The organism is Oerskovia sp. PE-21s (genome assembly GCF_056158145.1).
Genome location: NZ_JBUXJM010000004.1, coordinates 119,412 through 137,632, shown reverse-complemented (window position 1 = coordinate 137,632; position 18,221 = coordinate 119,412). Strand labels below are relative to the sequence as shown.

At 72.9% G+C, this 18,221-nt stretch carries 16 protein-coding genes; 8 read left to right on the top strand and 8 right to left on the bottom strand.

Going from position 1 to position 18,221, the window contains the following annotated elements; translation table 11 throughout:
- Window positions 1-9 precede the first annotated feature (9 nt).
- The 5 genes from ACZDYF_RS09200 to ACZDYF_RS09180 all read left to right on the top strand — a co-directional run bounded on the left by ACZDYF_RS09200 (window position 10) and on the right by ACZDYF_RS09180 (window position 4,466).
- Entirely contained in the window at window positions 10-1,050 is a 1,041-nt protein-coding gene (locus ACZDYF_RS09200) for an SPFH domain-containing protein (protein WP_475055743.1), read from the top strand.
- Between the two features lies 1 nt (window position 1,051).
- The gene (locus tag ACZDYF_RS09195; protein WP_475055740.1) at window positions 1,052-2,074 is read left to right on the top strand and encodes a hypothetical protein; all 1,023 of its coding nucleotides are present in this window, start codon (window positions 1,052-1,054) and stop codon (window positions 2,072-2,074) included.
- Between the two features lie 47 nt (window positions 2,075-2,121).
- Window positions 2,122-2,874, top strand: coding sequence for a DinB family protein (locus ACZDYF_RS09190; RefSeq protein ID WP_475055738.1), 753 nt, complete (start codon window positions 2,122-2,124; stop codon window positions 2,872-2,874).
- 115 nt (window positions 2,875-2,989) lie between these two features.
- Window positions 2,990-3,727, top strand: coding sequence for a HEAT repeat domain-containing protein (locus ACZDYF_RS09185; RefSeq protein WP_475055736.1), 738 nt, complete (start codon window positions 2,990-2,992; stop codon window positions 3,725-3,727).
- Window positions 3,728-3,890: 163 nt separating this feature from the next.
- The gene (locus ACZDYF_RS09180; protein WP_475055734.1) at window positions 3,891-4,466 is read left to right on the top strand and encodes a VanZ family protein; all 576 of its coding nucleotides are present in this window, start codon (window positions 3,891-3,893) and stop codon (window positions 4,464-4,466) included.
- Window positions 4,467-4,471: 5 nt separating this feature from the next.
- Here the strand turns inward: ACZDYF_RS09180 and ACZDYF_RS09175 are convergent, their stop codons facing one another.
- The 7 genes from ACZDYF_RS09175 to ACZDYF_RS09145 all read right to left on the bottom strand — a co-directional run bounded on the left by ACZDYF_RS09175 (window position 4,472) and on the right by ACZDYF_RS09145 (window position 14,189).
- A complete protein-coding gene (locus ACZDYF_RS09175; RefSeq protein WP_475055731.1) occupies window positions 4,472-4,942 on the bottom strand; it encodes a MarR family winged helix-turn-helix transcriptional regulator in 471 nt (156 codons plus the stop codon).
- A gap of 144 nt (window positions 4,943-5,086) precedes the next feature.
- Window positions 5,087-6,583 carry an MFS transporter gene (locus ACZDYF_RS09170; protein WP_475055729.1) on the bottom strand — a complete coding sequence of 499 codons (1,497 nt, stop codon included), beginning with the start codon at window positions 6,581-6,583 and terminating at the stop codon, window positions 5,087-5,089.
- Between the two features lie 194 nt (window positions 6,584-6,777).
- Window positions 6,778-8,508 (bottom strand): glycoside hydrolase family 43 protein, encoded by a 1,731-nt coding sequence (locus tag ACZDYF_RS09165; RefSeq protein WP_475055727.1) that lies wholly within the window; start codon window positions 8,506-8,508, stop codon window positions 6,778-6,780.
- Between the two features lies 1 nt (window position 8,509).
- Window positions 8,510-10,978, bottom strand: a complete 2,469-nt coding sequence (locus ACZDYF_RS09160; RefSeq protein WP_475055725.1) for a beta-xylosidase/alpha-l-arabinosidase — start codon at window positions 10,976-10,978, stop codon at window positions 8,510-8,512.
- Between the two features lie 7 nt (window positions 10,979-10,985).
- Window positions 10,986-11,936, bottom strand: a complete 951-nt coding sequence (locus ACZDYF_RS09155; RefSeq protein WP_475055723.1) for a carbohydrate ABC transporter permease — start codon at window positions 11,934-11,936, stop codon at window positions 10,986-10,988.
- A complete protein-coding gene (locus tag ACZDYF_RS09150) occupies window positions 11,936-12,856 on the bottom strand; it encodes a carbohydrate ABC transporter permease (protein ID WP_191789961.1) in 921 nt (306 codons plus the stop codon). Before ACZDYF_RS09150 ends, ACZDYF_RS09155 begins: the two co-directional genes overlap by 1 nt.
- Window positions 12,857-12,881: 25 nt before the next feature.
- Window positions 12,882-14,189 carry an ABC transporter substrate-binding protein gene (locus tag ACZDYF_RS09145; RefSeq protein WP_475055721.1) on the bottom strand — a complete coding sequence of 436 codons (1,308 nt, stop codon included), beginning with the start codon at window positions 14,187-14,189 and terminating at the stop codon, window positions 12,882-12,884.
- A gap of 191 nt (window positions 14,190-14,380) precedes the next feature.
- On the opposite strand from ACZDYF_RS09145, the gene ACZDYF_RS09140 reads away from it, so the two are divergent.
- From ACZDYF_RS09140 to ACZDYF_RS09130, 3 genes are all read left to right on the top strand, one after another.
- Complete coding sequence (locus tag ACZDYF_RS09140; protein ID WP_475055718.1) at window positions 14,381-15,391, top strand: LacI family DNA-binding transcriptional regulator; 1,011 nt, start codon at window positions 14,381-14,383, stop codon at window positions 15,389-15,391.
- A gap of 131 nt (window positions 15,392-15,522) precedes the next feature.
- A complete protein-coding gene (locus ACZDYF_RS09135; protein WP_191789964.1) occupies window positions 15,523-15,729 on the top strand; it encodes a hypothetical protein in 207 nt (68 codons plus the stop codon).
- A 146-nt stretch (window positions 15,730-15,875) separates the two neighbouring features.
- On the top strand, window positions 15,876-17,408 hold the full coding sequence (locus tag ACZDYF_RS09130; RefSeq protein ID WP_475055716.1) for an ArnT family glycosyltransferase: 1,533 nt from the start codon (window positions 15,876-15,878) through the stop codon (window positions 17,406-17,408).
- Between the two features lie 13 nt (window positions 17,409-17,421).
- On the opposite strand, the gene ACZDYF_RS09125 is transcribed toward ACZDYF_RS09130, so the two are convergent.
- Window positions 17,422-18,201, bottom strand: coding sequence for a uracil-DNA glycosylase family protein (locus ACZDYF_RS09125; RefSeq protein ID WP_475055713.1), 780 nt, complete (start codon window positions 18,199-18,201; stop codon window positions 17,422-17,424).
- Window positions 18,202-18,221: the final 20 nt, after the last annotated feature.

Genomic DNA, 18,221 nt, shown 5'->3' with positions numbered 1-18,221 from the left:
GAGCCTCCCATGGCCACCATCAAGCGCTACCCCTGGCTGCGGCACTTCCTCGGCAGCCCTACGGGCGCCGTGATCCACCTCAAGGCAGGACGGGTCGCGCACCGCGGGATCGGCCAGGCCTTCTGGTTCCGCCCCGGTACCTCGGTCCTCAGCGAGGTACCGGTAGACGACCAGGAGCTGCCCGTCCTCTTCCACGCCACGACGCGCGACCACCAGGACGTCACGGTCCAGGTCAACGTGACGTACCGGTTCGCGGACCCGGCCGTGGTCTCGCAGCGGCTCGACTTCGGGATCGACCCCGACACCGGCGCCGCGACCACCACGGGGCGCGACCAGGTCGCGACGATCATCGGCCAGCTCGCGCAGAGCCACGCGATCGACCACCTCGCGGCCGTCCCCCTGACGACCGCGCTCGAGCAGGGCGTGAGCCAGGTCCGTGCCCAACTCGTGGAGGCACTGGGCTCGGACGCCCGGCTGGCCTCGACCGGCATCGAGGTCCTCGGGGTCCACGTGCTCGCGGTCCGCCCCGACGGCGACGTCGAGCGCGCCCTCCAGACCCCGCTGCGCGAGCACGTCCAGGCCGAGGCCGACCGGTCGACGTACGAGCGACGGGCGCTGGCCGTCGAGCGCGAGCGCACCATCTCGGAGAACGAGCTCGCGAGCCAGATCGAGCTCGCGACCCGCCGGGAGCGGCTCGTCGCGCAGGAGGGCGCCAACCTCCGGCGCGAGGCCGAGGAGACCGCCGCCGCGGCGCTCGTCGAGGCCCGCGCAGCGGCCGAGCGTCGCGACCTGACGTCGGCCGCGCAGGCCGAGGAGATCCGCCGGCTCGGCGAGGCGAACAACGCCAAGTTCCGGACCGTCATGGACGTCTACGAGGGCATGGACCAGTCGACCATCCTGGCCGTGGCGATGCGCGACCTCGCCGGGGCGCTGCCCAAGATCGGCAGCCTGACCATCACGCCGGACCTGCTCAGCGGGGCGCTCGCCGCGTTCACGGGAGCCGCGGGCGGCCCCGCCAGCGGCGGCGCCACCGCCGGCCGGGGAGCCTGACGTGCCCCTCCAGCGACGCGTGGTCGTCGTGCACCGGCGGACCGAGCTCGACGAGCTCCTCGACCGGCACGCGACCCGCGGTCAGGCCGAGTTCTTCCTCCGCACGCGCGGCCGCACGCTCGCCGCGGTCCAGGAGCGGCACGACGCCGTGGCCGAGGCCCGGGCCCGGGTCGTCGCCGCGATCCCCGAGGGCTGGCGGCGGGCCGACGTCGAGCGCGCCGACCTCGGCCGGTTCCTCGTGGCCCCCGAGGACGTCGTGGTCGTGGTCGGGCAGGACGGGCTCGTCGCGAACGTCGCCAAGTACCTCACGGACCAGCCGGTGCTGGGCGTCGACCCCGAGCCGGGGACGAACGCGGGCGCGCTCGTCCGGCTCGACGTCACCACGGCCGTGCGTCTCCTGGCCCGCGCGGGAAGGACCGCGAGCGCTCCGGCCGGTCCCGGCCCTTCCAGCCCCCGGCCCGACGGCGCCGCGCCCCTCGGCGGCCTCGGCTGGCGGACCGAGGACCTCACGACGGTCGTGGCGCACCTCGACGACGGGCAGCACCTGTCCGCGCTCAACGAGGTCTTCGTGGGGCACCCGTCGCACCAGTCGGCGCGGTACCGGATCACCGCGGACGGGCCGGGCGGGAGCCGTGGCGCCGGCGGGGAGCGAGGGGGTCGCGGCAGGGAGCGCGGGTCCGTCCGGGTCGAGCGGCAGTCGTCGTCGGGCGTGATCGTCGCGACCGGTGCCGGGGCGACGGGCTGGTGCGCGTCGATCGCGCACGAGCGCGGCGGGCGACGCCTCCCCGGCCCCACCGACCCGCTGCTCGCGTGGTTCGTGCGCGAGGCGTGGCCGTCGCCCGCGACGGGCGCGGACCTGACCGAGGGGCTGCTCGACGCGGGCGGCGAGCTCCGGCTCACGGTCGAGTCGGACCAGCTCGTGGTCTTCGGCGACGGCGTCGAGTCGGACCGGCTCGTCGCGACCTGGGGCCAGGAGGTCACGGTCCGCGTCGGGGAGAACCGGTTGCGACTCGTCGTCGGGTGACCTGTCGTCAGCGGGCAGGACTGCCCGGGGTCCGTCATCGTGGAGCGATGACGACCTATTCCAGGACAAAGGAGTTCGAGGGCGCGACCTTCGTCAGGGCCAGCTTCAAGGGCGCCACCGTGCGGTTCTCCGACGTCAGCGGCGTGACCATGCGCGGCGTCGACGTGGGCGGTCTCGACATCGACAGCCACGACCTGTTCTTCGGCAGCCTGATCGTCAACGGGGTCGACGTCGTGCCGTACGTGGACGCCGAGCTCAACCGGCAGTTCCCCGGCCGCGAGCTGCAGAAGGCGCAGACGGTCGACGGGCTGCGCGAGGGGTGGGTCGCCGTGCAGTCCGCGTGGCAGGAGACCGTGGAAGGCACGCCACCCGACCTGGTGGACGCCCACGTCGAGGACGAGTGGTCCCTGGCCCAGACCCTGCGGCACCTCGTCCTGGCGACCGACGCCTGGCTCCGCGGCGGGATCCTGCGGATCGAGCAACCGTTCCACGAGATCGGGCAGATCTTCACCGGCGCCGGCGAGATGGGCTTCGACCTGTCGATCTTCCGCACGGACACACCGACGTACGAGGAGATCCTCGCGGTGCGGTCCGAGCGCCAAGGGCAGGTGACCGAGTTCCTGGCGACGGCCACCACGGAGCTGCTCGCGGAGGAACGCGACGACCCGTGGGGCGGCGAAGACTGGCACCCCAGCGTCGGGGACTGCGTGCGCGTGATCCTGGAGGAGGAGTGGGCGCACCTGCGCTACGTCCGCCGGGATCTCGCTCTGCTGCGTGAGGCCCCGCCCGCGTCGCCGTGAGGCTCCGGGGCGGGTGCCGAGAGCGCGCGACGCCCGCCGAGACGGGTCTTTCGACGGCCGCACATCGGCCGAACGGCCCTACCCGGGCAGGGGCGGGAGCCCTAGCGTGCTGGTCATGAGCGTGCGTGAAGAGCACCGGGCGGCCTTGCGCGCGCTCGACGATGATCCGGCCGCCGTGCGCGCCTACCTCACGGCCCGCTCAGGGCTCCCCGGGCCTCGGGCGAACCTCGAGCTGATCGGTGCGTTCGCCGACGTCGCGCCGGCAGGCCTCGTGCTCTCCCTGGCCGACTCCCCCGACGAGTACCTGCGCTGCTGCGGGACGGTCGGCCTCGGCCGGCTCGTCGTCGACGTCCCCGCCCGTGCACGCACCGACCTGACCGACCTGCTGCGCGTCCGCGCGGCCGAGGGGTCGTGGCGCGTCCGCGAGGCCGTCGCGATGGCGCTGCAGCGCATCGGCGACGCCGAGCCCGCCACCCTCGTCGCGCTCGTGGCGTCCTGGGTCGACGACCAGGACCCGCTGGTTCGCCGAGCCGCGGTCGCCGGGATCTGCGAGCCGCGCCTCCTCCGAAGCCCCGACACCGCGGCCACCGCCCTGGACGCCTGCGCGGCCGCGACCGCCTCGATCCACGCGCTCCCGTCCGACGCCCGCCGCGACACCGGCGTCCGGACGCTGCGCCAGGCCCTCGGGTACTGCTGGAGCGTCGCCGTCGCGGGTGACCCGGCCTCAGGTCTGCCGCGCTTCGCCGCGCTGCGCGGCTCGGACGACCCGGACGTGGCCTGGGTCGTGCGCGAGAACGAGAAGAAGACCCGCCTTCGCCGCCTGCTCGACCCGCCCGACGTCCCGTCCGCGTGATCCGGGCGCCGCACGAGCGCGCCCGGGCGACGACGACGGTCGTACTCGCCGTCATGTCGGGTCCGACCACGGACGGATGCCGAGCTCGTCGCGCGACGGGCACTCTTGCGTGGAGCCGCGGCACCAGCCGCCGCGCAGGTCTCGGAGAAAGTGCAGGTCGTCCGTGTTCCACCAGGTCCCGGTCCTCCCGGTCGTCATCCCTCTCGCAGCGGCGGTGCTCGCGGGGTTGATGTGGTCACTGATCCGCAGCGGGCGCTTCTCCGTACCGCGAGCCGCGGTCGCCCTCGCGCTCTGCGTCTACGTCGCCGGGATCGTCGCGAACACGGTCTTCCCGGTCTTCCTGGACAAGCCCGTCAGCAGCGCCCCCTGGGGCAGCCATCTCGCCGTCGTGCCGTTCGTGGACTACGAGGTCGCCGATGCGGTCATGAACGTCCTGGTCTTCGTCCCCGTCGGCGTCCTCGTGCCGCTGCTCGCGCCCCGGGCCTCGTGGAGACGGGCCGTGGCGGCGGCAGCGGCCCTCAGCCTGACGATCGAGGTCACCCAGCTCGTGACGGCGCACCTGGTGGGTGGGGGGCACATCGCGGACGTGAACGACCTGATCTTCAACATCACCGGCGGGGCGGTCGGCTTCGCCCTGTTCTCGGCGCTCGTGAAGATCCCGTCCGTCAGCGCCGTCGTCGACCGGTTCCGCTGGCACGAGCTCACCGCGGTCCAGGAGCGGCACGACACCGTGACCTGAGCCGCCTAGGCCTTGGTCGCGTGGTCGTAGGCCGCGACCGCCCGCTCGAGGAACGTCACCACCGTGACCTGCTCCTCGGCGGTGAGGGACTCGGCGATCCTGCCGAGCTCCACGACGAGGGGCCCGACGTGCTCGAACGCATCCTCTTCCCAGTGCTCTGCCGGTGTCACGAGCACCTTGCGTCGGTCGCTGGGATGCGGTTGGCGACTCACGTGCCCGCCGTCCGCCAGGCGGTCGATGACCAGCGTCATCGCCGCCGTCGACGTGCTGAGCTCGCGAGCCAGCTCGGTCGGGGTCGCCGGACCTGCGCTGACGAGGTGGTCCATCACCGCGAGCCCGGCAGGGTCGACGTGCATCTGCCTGCCCAGGTACCGCTCGAACCGCTGCTGACGACGGGTGAGGTTCCTCAGCTGGTCACGGATCGGCCCCTGCGCTGGTGCCGCAGGCTGAGGATCGATGGGCTGGCTGGAAGTCATGGCGGGGACCCTGCTCCTGGATCGCTGAGGACGTGGCAATCAATGATGCGTGAGTTCCACGGGCGGGGGGCACGGCGACCGACCTTCCGGCGATCCCCACGCACCGGGCCTAGGGCCGCCGCCAGGACGGCCCCGGACGTGGAGTCACACCGTGACGCCCTGCTCGGCACCTGCGGCGGCATGGACACCGCCCGCGGCGGGGACGACGGTGCCGTGCTGCTCCTCCTCGGGTCGACCCTTCGTCGGCAGCAGGAAGGTGATGGCCAGGAACGCCACCAGCAGGCACGCCTGGCCGACGAGCGCGTGGTGGAAGCCGGCGGTGAAGTCGCCGGTCTTCGCCTGCGCGAAGAACACCGAGCCGAAGACCGCGACGCCGATGGAACCGCCGATGGCCTGCACCGCGGACAGCACGCCGGAGGCCGAGCCGATCTCGTCGTCGTCGACGGCCGCGAGGATGAAGCTGAACAGAGCGGCGATCACCATCCCTGCCCCGACACCGGACACGGCGATGCCCGGGGCGATGTCCCAGATCGAGAACGAGCCGGTGCTCACGCCGTCGAGCTCGAACCAGAGCAGCACCGCGCCGGCGAGCTGGATCACCGGCCCGACCTGAAGGACCTTGCGGCCGATCTTGTCGGCGAGGAACGCGCCGCTGATCGCGCCACCGATCGCCGTCCCCACCGCGAGCGGCAGGTTGCCCAGGCCGGCGTCCCCAGCGCTGAACTGCTGTCCGATCTGCAGGAACAGCGTGAGCACGAGCTGCGTGCCGACCAGCCCGGCGAAGAACAGGGCGATACCGCCGAGACCGACGGTGAAGGCGGGCTTTCGCAGCAGTGCCGGGGTGACCAGGGGCTCGCGGCCCGCAGCGGCGGTGCGGCGCTGCTGCAGCGCGAACAGGCCGAACCCGACGACGGACGCGGCCATGCTCATCCAGGTCCACAGCGGCCAGCCGTCCTCCTGCCCCTGGTTGAGCGGCAGCACGAGGAGGGCGCAGGACGCCATGACCAGGCCCGCGCCGACCACGTCGACCCGCACCGTGCGGTCCCCCTGCTTCTTCGGGACGAACCTGGCCGCGACGGCCAGGGCCGCGAGCCCGATGGGCAGGTTGATCAGGAACACCGCGCGCCACCCGAGGCCGAGGATGTCCCCCTCGATGAGGAAGCCGCCGAGGACCGGGCCGATGATGCCGCCCAGCCCGAGCACGGGACCGAAGATCGCGAAGACCTTGGTGAGCTCAGGTCCGGAGAAGTTCTCGCGCAGCAGCCCCAGTCCCTGCGGGAGCAGGATCGCCCCCGCAGCCCCCTGAAGCAGCCGGAAGACGATCAGCGCCTCGATGTTCGGCGCCAGCGCGCACAGCAGCGAGCTCAGCGTGAAGGCCGCGAGGCCGGTCAGGAACATCCGGCGGCGACCGTACCGGTCACCGAGCCTGCCGCCCAGGACCAGACCGGCCCCCAGCGTGAGGGCGTAGCCACCGATCACCCATTGCAGGCCGACGGAGCTCGCGCCGAGCGACTCCTCCAGCGCGGGGCCTGCGACGTTCACGATCGAGGCGTCCAGGAGGTCCATGACCTCCGCGACGATCATCACCACCAGGATCAGCCATCGCCATCGGTACGGGCCGCTGGTCGGGTCGGTGCTCATCTTGCCTCGCATTCTTGATTACCAATATTCTTAGCAAGAATGAGGCGATGTCTGTCGGGTGTCAAACCACACCCTGCACGGGGGTGCGGCCGCCGCTCGACGGAGACGCCCTGCACGCATGCCGGCGGAGGCCAGGCCTCGCCTGGTCGGAGGCGCGCGGGAGCGACCATCGTCACCGGGCGGAGCGACGCGCTCTAGCGGCCCCGGTACTCCACGCACTCGACGTCCGCGACCGTCGCGGTCGTCGTCCCGCGGCCCGTCGCGTACGGACCGACCCACACGCCCAGGAACCCGCCCGCCTCGGGCGAGCTGAGCCGCCCGCCGCGCACGGTCGCGACGGCGTGGAAGCCACGCAGCGTCCGGACCCCGAGCGCGTACTCCTGACCGGTGGCGTGCAGCACCACGTCCACGGGCCCCTCGGCCAGCCCCAGCGGCCCGAGCGCAACCCGCCCCACGACGACCTCCTCGCCGCCGAAGCGCTCGACCACGAGCACCTCGCGCCCGCCGGTCGCCTCTGCGGAGTCGTCAGCGGGGGCCGCCCGCGTCACGACCGCCGCGATCCACGCCTCCTCGGACTGACGCACCGCGAGCCCGGCCCACTCGTCGGGCCCGGCGGGGTCGACGTCGACGCGCACCGTGAGATCCATGTCCGCGTGCTGCTGGCGGCGGCCCAGGAAAGCGGGGGTCGCGACGTCGGACAGCGTCGCTGGCAGCAGCGGGAGCCGCAGGTGCCAGGGCCGCTCGGTCAGGGACCAGAAGCGCTCCCCGGTCCGTACCTGGTTCCACGCGAGGTCGACCTCGTCCGCCTCGTCGAACGTCTCGTGCACGACGACGGCACCCACCCCTGAAGGCTGGCCCACCACCTCAGCCGGTGAGCCGCTCCCCGGAAGCCGCGCTCCGACGTCGGGCAGGGGGAAGCTCCCCGCGACGTGGCCCACGCCCGGGGCGACCACTGGCCACCCGTCCTCCCAGACGACGGGGGCGAGGAACGTCTCGCGCCCCAGGTTGGGGAAGTAGCCGCCGTAGGGGCGGCTGCCGAGCAGGACCATCCACCACTCGCCGGCGGCGGTCTCCACGAGGTCCGCGTGCCCGACGCCGACCACGGGGAAGTCCCGGCCCAGGTGGCGGTGCGTGAGGATCGGGTTCGCGGGGTTGCCCGTGTACGGACCGGTGACGGTGTCGGCGCGCGCGACCGACACCGCGTGGCGGTGCTCGGTCCCGCCCTCGGAGGCCAGCAGGTAGTAGTGGTCGCCGACCCGGTACAGGTGCGGACCCTCGGCCCAGACCGCGCCGTGCAGCGCGCCGCGCCACAGGACGTGCTCGGGGCCGACGAGCGCGCCCGCGGCGAGGTCGAGCTCGCGCAGCCACACCTCGGTCTGGCCCTCCCACTCCCCCGGGTCGGCGAGGCGCGTCGCGGTGAGCCACACGCGCCCGGTCGAGTCGTCGACGAAGAGCGACGGGTCGATCCCCTCGCCCTCGAGCCACACGGGGTCGGACCACGGCCCGGCGGGGTCGGTCGCGGTCACGAGGAGGTGCCCACCCTGCCCCTGGGTGTGGACGAGCGTCGTGACGACGTAGAAGGTCCCGTCGTGGTGCCGGATCGTCGCGGCGTACAGCCCGCCCGAGGACGGCACGGTCGACAGGTCCACCTGGTCGGTGCGGTGGATCGCGTGGCCCACATGCGTCCACGTCACGAGGTCGTGGCTGTGGAAGACCGGCAGGCCCGGGAAGTACTCGAACGTCGAGGTGACGAGGTAGTAGTCGTCGGGCGCACCGCCCGAGCCGGGGACCCGGCAGACGCTCGGGTCGGGGTGCGTCCCGGGCAGGACGGGGTTCGTGAACGTGGACCCGGCGGGCATGGCCCCGGCCGCCGGACCCGAGGCCGGCACGGGGGTCAGCCGCCTGACCGGCCTCGGGTCCGTCATCTCAGGCCTCGTCCACCACGAGCGGCGCGTGCAGCTCGCGCGTGTGGTCGACCACGCGCACGTCGCCCACGAGCGACACGGGGGCCACGAGCCGCACGTCGGCGCTCGACGCCCCGAACCGCAGCTCGATCGCGCCGGGCTCGACGATCCGGCGCCCGTCACGGCCCGTGAAGGACAGGACGTCGGCGGGCACGGTCGCGCTCACGCGCGCCGAGGCGCCCGCGGCGAGCGGCACGCGCACGTACCCGACGAGCCGCTGCACGGGCCGCACGACCGACGCCACGGGGTCGTGCGCATAGAGCTGCACGACCTCGACGCCGTCGCGCCCGCCCGTGTTCCGCACGACGAACGACGCCTCGAAGGCCCCGTCGGTCGCGGCCTCGGCCGCGCTCACCACGAGGTCCGACCAGTCGAAGCTCGTGTACGTGAGCCCGTGGCCGAACGCGAAGGCCGCGGTCGGGTCGATGTTCGACACGTCGGTCGCCTGCGCGAGCGTCGCGGCCAGGTAGGACGTGGGCTGGGCGCCCTCGGTCCCGGGCACGCTCACGGGCAGCCGGCCCGACGGCGCCACGCGCCCCGACAGGACGCCCGCGACCGCGGGGGTCCCCTCCTCGCCCGCGAAGAACGCCTGGACGATCGCCGCGGCACCGGGCTCACCGGGCGCGGGGGTCGCGGCCGCGCCGAGCGCGTAGGGCCGACCCGAGAGGATCGTCGCGATCACCGGACGGCCCGTCGCGAGGAGCGCGTCGAGCAGGTCCTGCTGGGCGCCGGGCAGGCGCAGCGACTCGGCGTCGCAACCCTCGCCGCTCGTGCCGCGGCCGAACAGCCCGGCCCGGTCGCCCAGGGCGACCACGACGACGTCGGCCTGGCGGGCTAGCTCGACCGCCGCGGCGATGCCCGCGGCGTCGGCCGCCGCGACCTCGGCCGTGCTCACGGCCCCGGTCGAGGACGGGTCGCTCGTGCCGTCGAGCGTGATCGCGGGCAGCACGTCGACCGTGACGCCCGGCAGCTCGGCGCGCAGGGACTCGGCGAGCGTGGGCAGCGCGAGCCCGAGCGGGATCTCGGGGTGGGCCAGGCCCACGTGGGCGGGGAACGAGTAGCAGCCGAGCACGGCCATGGGGTCCTCGGCCGTGGGACCCACGAGCGCGATCCGGCGCACGTCCGCACCGAGCGGCAGCACGCCGTCGTTCGCGAGCAGGACCACGGCCTGCTCGGCGACCTCGCGGGCCAGCACGCGGTTGGCAGGGCCGTCCAGGTCGACGGTCCCTCGCAGGGCGGCAGCCGGGTCGTCGGAGCCGGCCGCCACCCCGGCGAGCACGTCCGCGGGCACGTCGCGCAGCACCGCGGGGACGGGGTCCCAGTCGGCATCGAGCAGGCCGAGCTCGACCTTCTGGCGCAGCACGCGCTCCAGGGCGCGGTCCACGAGCGCGACGTCGACCTCGCCGGCCTCGAGGGCCGCGACGAGCGGCTCGCCGAACGTCTTGACGGTCGGCAGCTCGACGTCGACCCCGGCCGCGAGCGCCGCCGCGGCGGCCTCGGCCCAGTCGCCGGCCACGCCGTGCATGATCTTGAGGAACGCGATCCCGAAGTAGTCGGCGACCACGGTCCCGTCGAAGCCCCACTCCTCGCGCAGCAGCCCCGTGAGGAGCTCGCGGTCGGCGGCCGAGGGGATGCCGTCGGTGTCGGTGTAGGCGTGCATGACCGAGCGCACGCCGCCCTCGCGGACGGCCATCTCGAACGGCGGCAGGATCACGTCGGCGCGCTCGCGCGCCCCCATCGAGACGGGCGCGTGGTTGCGCCCGCCGCGCGAGGCCGAGTACCCCGCGAAGTGCTTGAGCGTCGCGACGATCCCGGCGGACTCCAGGCCTTGCACGTAGGCCGTGGCAACGGTCCCGACGAGGTACGGGTCCTCGCCGATGGTCTCCTCCACGCGGCCCCAGCGGGCGTCGCGCACGACGTCGAGCACGGGGGCCAGGCCCTGGTGCACGCCGACCGAGCGCATGTCCTGCCCGATCCGCTCCGCCATGCGGCGCACGAGCGCGGGGTCGAACGACGCGCCCCACGACAGCGGCACGGGGTAGGCCGTCGCGCCCCACGCGGCGAAGCCCGCGAGGCACTCCTCGTGCGCCACGGCAGGGATACCGAAGCGGTTCGCCGAGCGCACGCGCTCCTGCGTCCGCAGCAGGGACAGCGCGCCCAGGGCCGGGTCGACCGGGTTGGTCCCGAAGGGCCGGGTGAGCTGCCCCAGCCCGTCGGGCAGGATCGCGTCGAGGTCGACGCCGTCCTCCATGTCGTGCTGGTGGGGGGCGACCTCGCCGCCCTCGGCCGACGCGCCGACCCACACCCCGAAGAGCTGGGCGACCTTCTCGCGCAGCGTCATCTCGGCCATGAGCGCCTTGACGCGGGTCGCGGTGTCGACCGACGGGTCGGACCACACGGGCAGGTCGGTCTGGTTCGTCTGAAGAGTCATGGTGGAGCTACTTTCCGCCGACGCCCATGAGGCCCTGGACCAGGGCTCGCCGGGCGAACAGGTACACGAGCAGGATCGGGATCATCGACATGACGACCGCCGCGAGGAGGCCGGGGATGTTGACGCCGTACTGCGTCTGGAAGTTGAAGAGGCCGAGCGTGATGACCTTGGTCGACTCGGACTGCGTGAGGATCAGGGGGAACAGGAACCCGTTCCACGCCTGCAGGGCCGAGTAGACGATGATCGTCGCGACGCCGCCCTTGGACAGCGGCAGCACGAGCTGCATGAACACGCGCTTGGGCGATGCGCCGTCGAGGGCCATGGCCTCGTAGAGCTCGTTGGTGATGTCGCGCATCGAGCCGCTGAGGATGATCGTGCAGATCGGCAGGCAGAACGCCGCGGTCGGCAGGATCACGCCGATGAGGTTGTCGTACAGGCCCACGACCGAGATGACGTAGAAGATCGGGACGATCACGGCGCTCGCGGGGACCGCGAGGCCCAGGAGGAACATCCGGAAGATGCCCGTGGTGGCGCGCGAGCGGTTGCGCACGATCGCGTACGACAGCGGCGGCACGAGCAGCACCACGATCCCGACCACGGCGACCGTCACGACGAGCGTGTTGAGGAAGTAGCGGCCGAAGCCCTGGTCGAACGCGTTGGTGAAGTTGTCGAGCGTGAACGTGGTCGGTAGGGACAGGGGGCCACCCTGGGCGTACCCGGCCTGGGTCTGGAACGACGCGGTGACGAGCACGTAGAGGGGGATCGCGACGATCAGCAGCCAGATCGTGACCGCGACGCCCGCGCCCCAGTTGGGCCGGTTGCGGCTGCCCTTTCCTGCCCGACGGCGCAGAGGGACGCCCGCGCTCGTCGTGCCCGGGCGGGACGCACCACCCGAGCCGGGTGACGTCGTCGGGCCGGAGACCTGCTCCGCGGGGGTGACGCTCAGGTCGTTGCTCATCACACGCCCTCCAGCTCGCTGCGCATCTTGTCGTACCCGGACAGGCGGACCATGACCAGCGAGATCGCGGTCGCCGCGACGACCAGGACCACGGCGATCGCCGAGGCGAGACCGAAGTCGAAGCCGCGGAACGCCTTCTGGTACATGTAGAAGGCCGTGATGGTCGTGTCCGTGCCGGGCCCGCCGTTGGTCAGGATGAGGACCGTGTCGAACGTCGTCAGACCACCGACGACCATGAGGATGACCGACGTGATCATGGTGTTGCGCAGCTGCGGGAGCGTGATCGCGAAGAACGAGCGCACACGCCCGGCGCCGTCGATCTCGGCCGCCTCGTAGAGCATGGGCGGCACGGCCTTCGCGGCGCCCTGGTAGATCAGGGCGTGCAGCGGCGTGAACTGCCACAGGCTCACGAACACCAGGACCGCGATCGCGGTCGACTGGTTGCCGAACAGGTTGCCGTCGCCGAACAGCCACTCCATCTGGGCCGGGACGCCGAAGTTCGGGTCGAGCACCGCGCGCCACAGGACCGACACCGCGGCCGCGGACAGCAGGAGCGGCACGAAGAAGATCGCCGAGAGCACCGCACGGTTCCACTGGTGGCCCGCGGCCCACACGCCCAGCAGCATCGCGACCGGGGTCTGGGTCGCGACGCCGAGCGCCGTCAGCACGAGCGAGAGCCCGATGCTCTTGAGCATCACGGGATCGTCGAGGAGACGGGACCAGTTCTCGGTCCCGACGAACTCGGGGCTGCCCAGGCCGCTCCACTGCGTGAACGACAGCACGAGCACGAGGACCATGGGCAGGAGGGCGAAGAGCCCGAAGAACAGGGCGGCGGGCAGTGCCCAGACCACGCCCGGGCGACCGACCTGGAGGTCGGCGGCGCCCGGGCGCGTGCGCCCCTGGGGTGCGCGGGTGGTCATGACGATCTCCGTCCGGGGGACCGGGTCAGCGCGAGGCCGGCAGGGACTTCATCGCAGCGATGAAGCCGTCGGCGTCGATCTGGCCGCTGAAGAACTGCTGGACCGCGATCTTGAGCGGGGTGCCGGCAGCCGGGGGGAACGCCTGGTCCCAGGACATCTGGAAGTGCGGCGCGTTCTTCACGAGGTCGAACTGGAAGGCGGCGTACTCGGGGCTCGCGGCCTGGTCCAGGAACTGCTCGGTGTTGGTCGTGGTCGGCAGGTTGCCGATCGCGAGCTGCGCCTCGACGAACTCGTCCGAGTACATGAGCTTCAGGAAGTCACGCACGGCGTCCGGGTAGCGGGTCGTGGCGAGCACCGAGTAGAAGTTGTTGGTGTTGCCCGTGATGTTGGCCGCGTCGCCCTTGCCGCCGTCGATCGCGGGGAAGGCGGTGTAGCCGAGGTTGGCGTCGGTCCACTCGGGGTCGACGTCGTAGTGCGTCGAGTAGTTCCACGAGCCCATGAGCTCGAACGCGGCCTTGCCCGTGCGCAGGAGCGCGGGCGAGCCGCCGTCGGTGAACTTCACGGAGTCGAAGTTGGTGCCGAACGCGCCCGCGTCGATGAGCTCGGACAGCTTGTCGAGCGCCTCGTGGCTCTCTGCCGAGTCCCACACGTCGGTCTCGCCCGCGAGGGCCTTCTCGAAGAGCTCGGGTCCCGCGACGCGGTCGAACGCGTACTGGTACCACATGAGGGTCGGCCACTGGTCGGCGCCGCCGAGGGCGATCGGGGTGACGCCCTTGGCCTGGAGGGTCTCGACCGCGGCGAGGAGCTCGTCCCAGGTCTGGGGGGCCTCGATGCCCGCGTCTGCGAGGACCTGCTTGTTGTGGAACAGCATGACGGGCTGCGTGCCGCGCATGGGGATGCCGTAGGACTTCCCGTCGATCACGGCCGAGTTGAACACCGCGGGCAGGAACGCGTCCTTGAGCTGGGGGTCCTCGGCGATGAAGTCGTCGAGGGGCAGCAGCAGGTCGGCGTCGACGAAGGGCTCGATCGAGCCGCCGCCCCAGTTGAAGAAGACGTCCGGCGCCGCGTTGGTGTCGATGATCGTCTGGAGCTTCTGCTGGTAGTCGGCGCCGGGGATGGTGTCGAGGACGACCTTGACGTCCGAGGTCTTGTTGAAGGTGTCGACCATCTGCTGCTCGACCTTGTTGGTCGCGTCCCCGTAGACCATCACGTGGATCTCGTTCTCGGGGCGGCTCGACCCACCGGAGTCCCCGCTCGCGCACGCTGCGAGCGGGAGGACCAGCGCCGACGCCACGGCGGCGGCCGTGAGCGACTTCCGCGTTCTTGTGTTCATCATCGAACCCTTTCGAAAGTTTCGGCGTCTGCGCCGAAAGTACTCGGTTGCCCTGGACTCTAAGACGCGAACTGCTCGCGGTCAACACCGAGTCTGAACCGTTATCTGCTGCGAGAAGCCTGAGAACTGCCCGCCGAGACCTCGGAGTTCACCCGTCGAAACTTTCTGTGCGAGGCGCTACGCTGACCGGCATGACCGACGACGTTCTTCCCGGCCGGGTCACCCTCGCCGCCGTGGCGGCCGAGGCCCAGGTGTCCCTCTCGACCGTGTCCAAGGTGCTCAACGGGCGCACCGACGTGTCCGCGGGGACCCGCGACCGGGTCGAGGCGCTGCTCGTCCAGCACGGCTACCGGCGCCGCAAGAGCCCCACCGCCTCGGCCCCCCTCATCGAGATCGTGTTCCACGAGCTCGAGAGCATCTGGGCCATGGAGCTCATCCGCGGCGTCGAGGACGTCGCGCGCGAGCACGGGGCGAGCGTCGTGCTGACCGAGTCGGGCACCCGGCACGCCCCCGGGCCCGAGTGGATCGAGGGCGTCCTCGCCCGCCGGCCGCTCGGCGTCGTGCTCGTCTTCTCGACGTTGCCCGCGGCCGTCAAGGAACAGCTCCGCTCACGTGCCATCCCGTTCGCGGTCATCGACCCCGCAGGGGACCCCGAGCCCGACGTCCCGTCGGTCGGCTCCGCGAACTGGCAGGGCGGGCTCATGGCCACGCGGCACCTCATCGAGCTCGGCCACCGCCGCATCGGCGTCATCACGGGCCCCGAGGACATGATGTGCTCGCTCGCGCGCCTCGACGGCTACCGGTCGGCGCTCGGCACGGCCGGGATTGCGGCCGACCCCGACCTCGTGCGGTTCGGCGACTTCCACCCCCAGGGCGGAACGGACCGCGCCGAGGAGCTCCTGAGCCTGCCCGAGCCGCCCACCGCGATCTTCGCGGGCTCGGACCTCCAGGCCCTCGGCGTCCTCGAGGCCGCACGCCGCCACGGGCTGCGCGTCCCCGAGGACCTCTCGATCGTCGGGTACGACGACGTCCCCGTGGCCCGCTGGTCCAGCCCCGCCCTCACCACGGTCCACCAGCCGCTCCAGGAGATGGGCCAGGAGGCCGCGCGACTCGTCCTCAAGGCCCGCGACGGCGACGTGACGAACACGCGCATGGACCTCGCGACGAGCCTCGTGGTGCGCGGGAGCACGGCGGCTCGCTAGCACCGGGGATACCTCAGGCCGGTACGCCCCGCCACCGGGGGCCACGTGACTCTCTTCACGCGCATCTCGCGTCACGCGGGACCCGCAACCGTGTCTACCGTGGTGAACGCACAACCCCGGAGGTACGAACCATGAGCACCCAGCACGCCACCGAGCCCGCCCCCGTCACGGCCGGGCTCTCGCGCCGCGAGATCCACCACGCCCAGACCGCCTCCCCTGCCCCGAGCCTCTGGCAGCGCCTGCACACCTCCCCCACCCACCCGGTCGCGCTCACGGTCTCGACCGTCGCGGTCGGCGTCCTCGCGGGCATCGGCGCGGGCGCGCTCCTCAACCTCTGACGACGTCGCCCTCCCGCTGAGTGCGGAGCAGTCGTCGTCGATCCGCCGCCGCGACGACAGCTTCTCCGCACTCGACGGCGCGGCGGCGAGGTGCGGCGTCAGGCCTCCGCGCGCGGCACCGCGCCACGCCGGGCAGACTCGAAGAAGTGAGCCCCGCACCCCGCATCCCCCGCCCGGACCGCCGGCCGGGCGCTGCGCTGGGCTGGGCGGTCGCCGCCGGGGTCGGGGCGCTCGCGTTCCTCGTGCGGTGGCACCTCGTCGGCGGGACGGTCGGCCTCCGCGGATATCACGGGTACGACGACGGCGTGTACTTCTCGTCGGCCGTGTCGTTCGTGCACGGCCTCCTGCCCTATCGCGACTTCCTGCTCCTGCACCCGCCCGGCTCGATGCTCGCCCTGACGCCCTTCGCGGCGCTCACCGCGTGGACGAGCGACAGCGACGCCCTGGTCGCCGCGCGCGTGGGCTTCCTGCTGGTCGGCGCCGCGAACGCTGTCCTCGTGACGCGGGTCGCGCGGCGGTGGGGCACGACCGCGATGGTCGTGGGCGGCGTCCTGTACGCCGTGTCGTACGCCGCGGCGTGGGCAGAGCGCATCACGCTGCTCGAGCCGCTGGGGTCGCTGTGCCTGCTGGGCGGGGTCGTCCTGGTGCTGCGCGGCCTCGATGCGGACCGGCCCCCCGCGACCGGCCCCGGGGTGCGCTGGCTGTGGGCGGGCGGCGCGGTCCTGGGGCTCGGCGTGACGGTCAAGATCTGGGGCGTCGTGCCGCTCGCGGTCGTGGTCGGCTGGTTGCTCGTGACCGCGGGGTGGAAGGTCGCGGCGCGGGCGGCCGCAGGGGCCCTCGCGGCGGTCGCGGTCGTGGTCGCGCCGTTCGCGCTGGCCGCGGGCGGGGACATGTTCCACATGGTGGTGCTCGACCAGCTCGGGCGACCGCGCGAGAACGACACGGGCGTCCTCCAGCGGCTCACGTGGATCGCGGGCACGGGCGACGCGCAGTGGGTACAGACCCCGACGGCGCAGCTCGCCCTGGTCTGGGCGGTGCTGGGCGCCGTGGTCGTCGCGGCGGTCGCCGCCTGGGTCGGGCGGCGCGGTCGCCTGTGGGTCGTGCTGCTCGTCGTGCAGGCCGTGGTGCTCGTGGCGTCGCCGTCGGCGTACCAGCAGTACGCGGCCTTCGTCGTCCCGGCGCTGGTCCTCGTCGTGGCCGCAGCGGTCACGCTCGTGCCGGTGCGCTGGCGGGAGCCGGTCGCGGCGCTCGCGTGCCTGGGCTTCACCCTCGGGGCCGGGGTGACGGCGACGCAGCGCGTCGTGCCGTTCCCGGCCGCCGAGGTGCGTTCCCACCTGCCGGTCGACGGGTGCGTCCGCGCCGACTCCCCCGCGCTGCTCGCGCTGACCGACGTCCTGAGCCGTGACCTGGCCCGCGGCTGCGAGCTGCCCGTCGACCTGTCGGGGTACGCGTACGACGTCGGGTCGAAGGACTCCGCGGGGAACCCCGTACCACGCGCCCGGAACGCCGCGTGGCAGCGCGAGGCGTTGCGCTACCTGACGTCGGGGTCGGCGACGCTCCTGGTGCGTTCGGTCGGGAACGGCTTCGACGAGGCGACGACGCGAACCCTCGACGAGACGACCACGACGGTCCTGGACCTGCGCGGCGTGCGGGTGCTGGTCCCGGGCGGCGAGCCGTAGGGCGACCAGGACCTCAGACCGCTCCTCCCGGCGCCCTCCACTCGATCGTGTGGAGGGCGTCGCTGCGTGGTCGCCGGACGCTGCCGTTCTCGCCGAGCGCGCGGATCCAGGCGTCGTCCCCGTAGAACGCGGGCATCCCGTACGGCAGGTCGCCGCGCGGGATCGGTGCGTAGTCGCTCTCCGCGAAGGTCGCGCCGTAGGTCGGGACGGTCGGGTCGCCGTCGGGGTCCGGGGTCACGACGCCCCGCAGGGCGGCGACCGCGTCGCGCCACGCGTCGAGCAGCGCCTCGGGGTCGCGGCTCGAGGGGTGCGGGACCTTGCGCACGGGGACGTCCGGGGCGCCCTCCCAGCGCGCCAGCGCGTCGCGCGCCTGGGCCCCGAACGCGACGACCGCCTGGAGCCCTGGCCCCGTGACGGCGTCGAACAGCTCGTTGCGCCAGCGCGTGTGCTCGGGCGCGCGCAGGATCTCGCGCGCGGCCTCGTCCGCGCGTGAGGGCAGCGTCGCGTACGCGTAGGCGTTGAGGCACACGTAGCTGCGCGTCAGCCCGAGCTTGGTGAGGAAGCCCTGGACGCGCTGGCCCGCGTTGCCCACCAGCGAGCGGCCCGCGATGCGCTCGGTCGGCCCGGGGTCGGACGCGATGACGAGCAGGCGCGCGGACCCGTCGAGGCGACCCCGGTAGAACACCGGCCCCCAGTCGTGCCAGAACAGCGCGGCGTGCTCGCCGTAGCCCGGGAGCCGCTCGAAGATCTCGGCGACCTGGGGCGGTGGTCCGGGGTCGTGGTCGGTGCTCATGTCTCCTCCTGTCGTCCCCG

Excerpts from the sequence above, each read along its gene's own strand:
- ACZDYF_RS09165 (WP_475055727.1), bottom strand. The coding sequence starts at position 8,508 with ATGACGGACCCGAGGCCGGTCAGGCGGCTGACCCCCGTGCCGGCCTCG.
- ACZDYF_RS09145 (WP_475055721.1), bottom strand. The coding sequence starts at position 14,189 with ATGAACACAAGAACGCGGAAGTCGCTCACGGCCGCCGCCGTGGCGTCG.
- ACZDYF_RS09190 (WP_475055738.1), top strand. The coding sequence starts at position 2,122 with ATGACGACCTATTCCAGGACAAAGGAGTTCGAGGGCGCGACCTTCGTC.
- ACZDYF_RS09135 (WP_191789964.1), top strand. The coding sequence starts at position 15,523 with ATGAGCACCCAGCACGCCACCGAGCCCGCCCCCGTCACGGCCGGGCTC.
- ACZDYF_RS09125 (WP_475055713.1), bottom strand. The coding sequence starts at position 18,201 with ATGAGCACCGACCACGACCCCGGACCACCGCCCCAGGTCGCCGAGATC.
- ACZDYF_RS09140 (WP_475055718.1), top strand. The coding sequence starts at position 14,381 with ATGACCGACGACGTTCTTCCCGGCCGGGTCACCCTCGCCGCCGTGGCG.
- ACZDYF_RS09175 (WP_475055731.1), bottom strand. The coding sequence starts at position 4,942 with ATGACTTCCAGCCAGCCCATCGATCCTCAGCCTGCGGCACCAGCGCAG.
- ACZDYF_RS09155 (WP_475055723.1), bottom strand. The coding sequence starts at position 11,936 with ATGAGCAACGACCTGAGCGTCACCCCCGCGGAGCAGGTCTCCGGCCCG.
- ACZDYF_RS09150 (WP_191789961.1), bottom strand. The coding sequence starts at position 12,856 with ATGACCACCCGCGCACCCCAGGGGCGCACGCGCCCGGGCGCCGCCGAC.
- ACZDYF_RS09200 (WP_475055743.1), top strand. The coding sequence starts at position 10 with ATGGCCACCATCAAGCGCTACCCCTGGCTGCGGCACTTCCTCGGCAGC.
- ACZDYF_RS09160 (WP_475055725.1), bottom strand. The coding sequence starts at position 10,978 with ATGACTCTTCAGACGAACCAGACCGACCTGCCCGTGTGGTCCGACCCG.
- ACZDYF_RS09185 (WP_475055736.1), top strand. The coding sequence starts at position 2,990 with ATGAGCGTGCGTGAAGAGCACCGGGCGGCCTTGCGCGCGCTCGACGAT.
- ACZDYF_RS09170 (WP_475055729.1), bottom strand. The coding sequence starts at position 6,583 with ATGAGCACCGACCCGACCAGCGGCCCGTACCGATGGCGATGGCTGATC.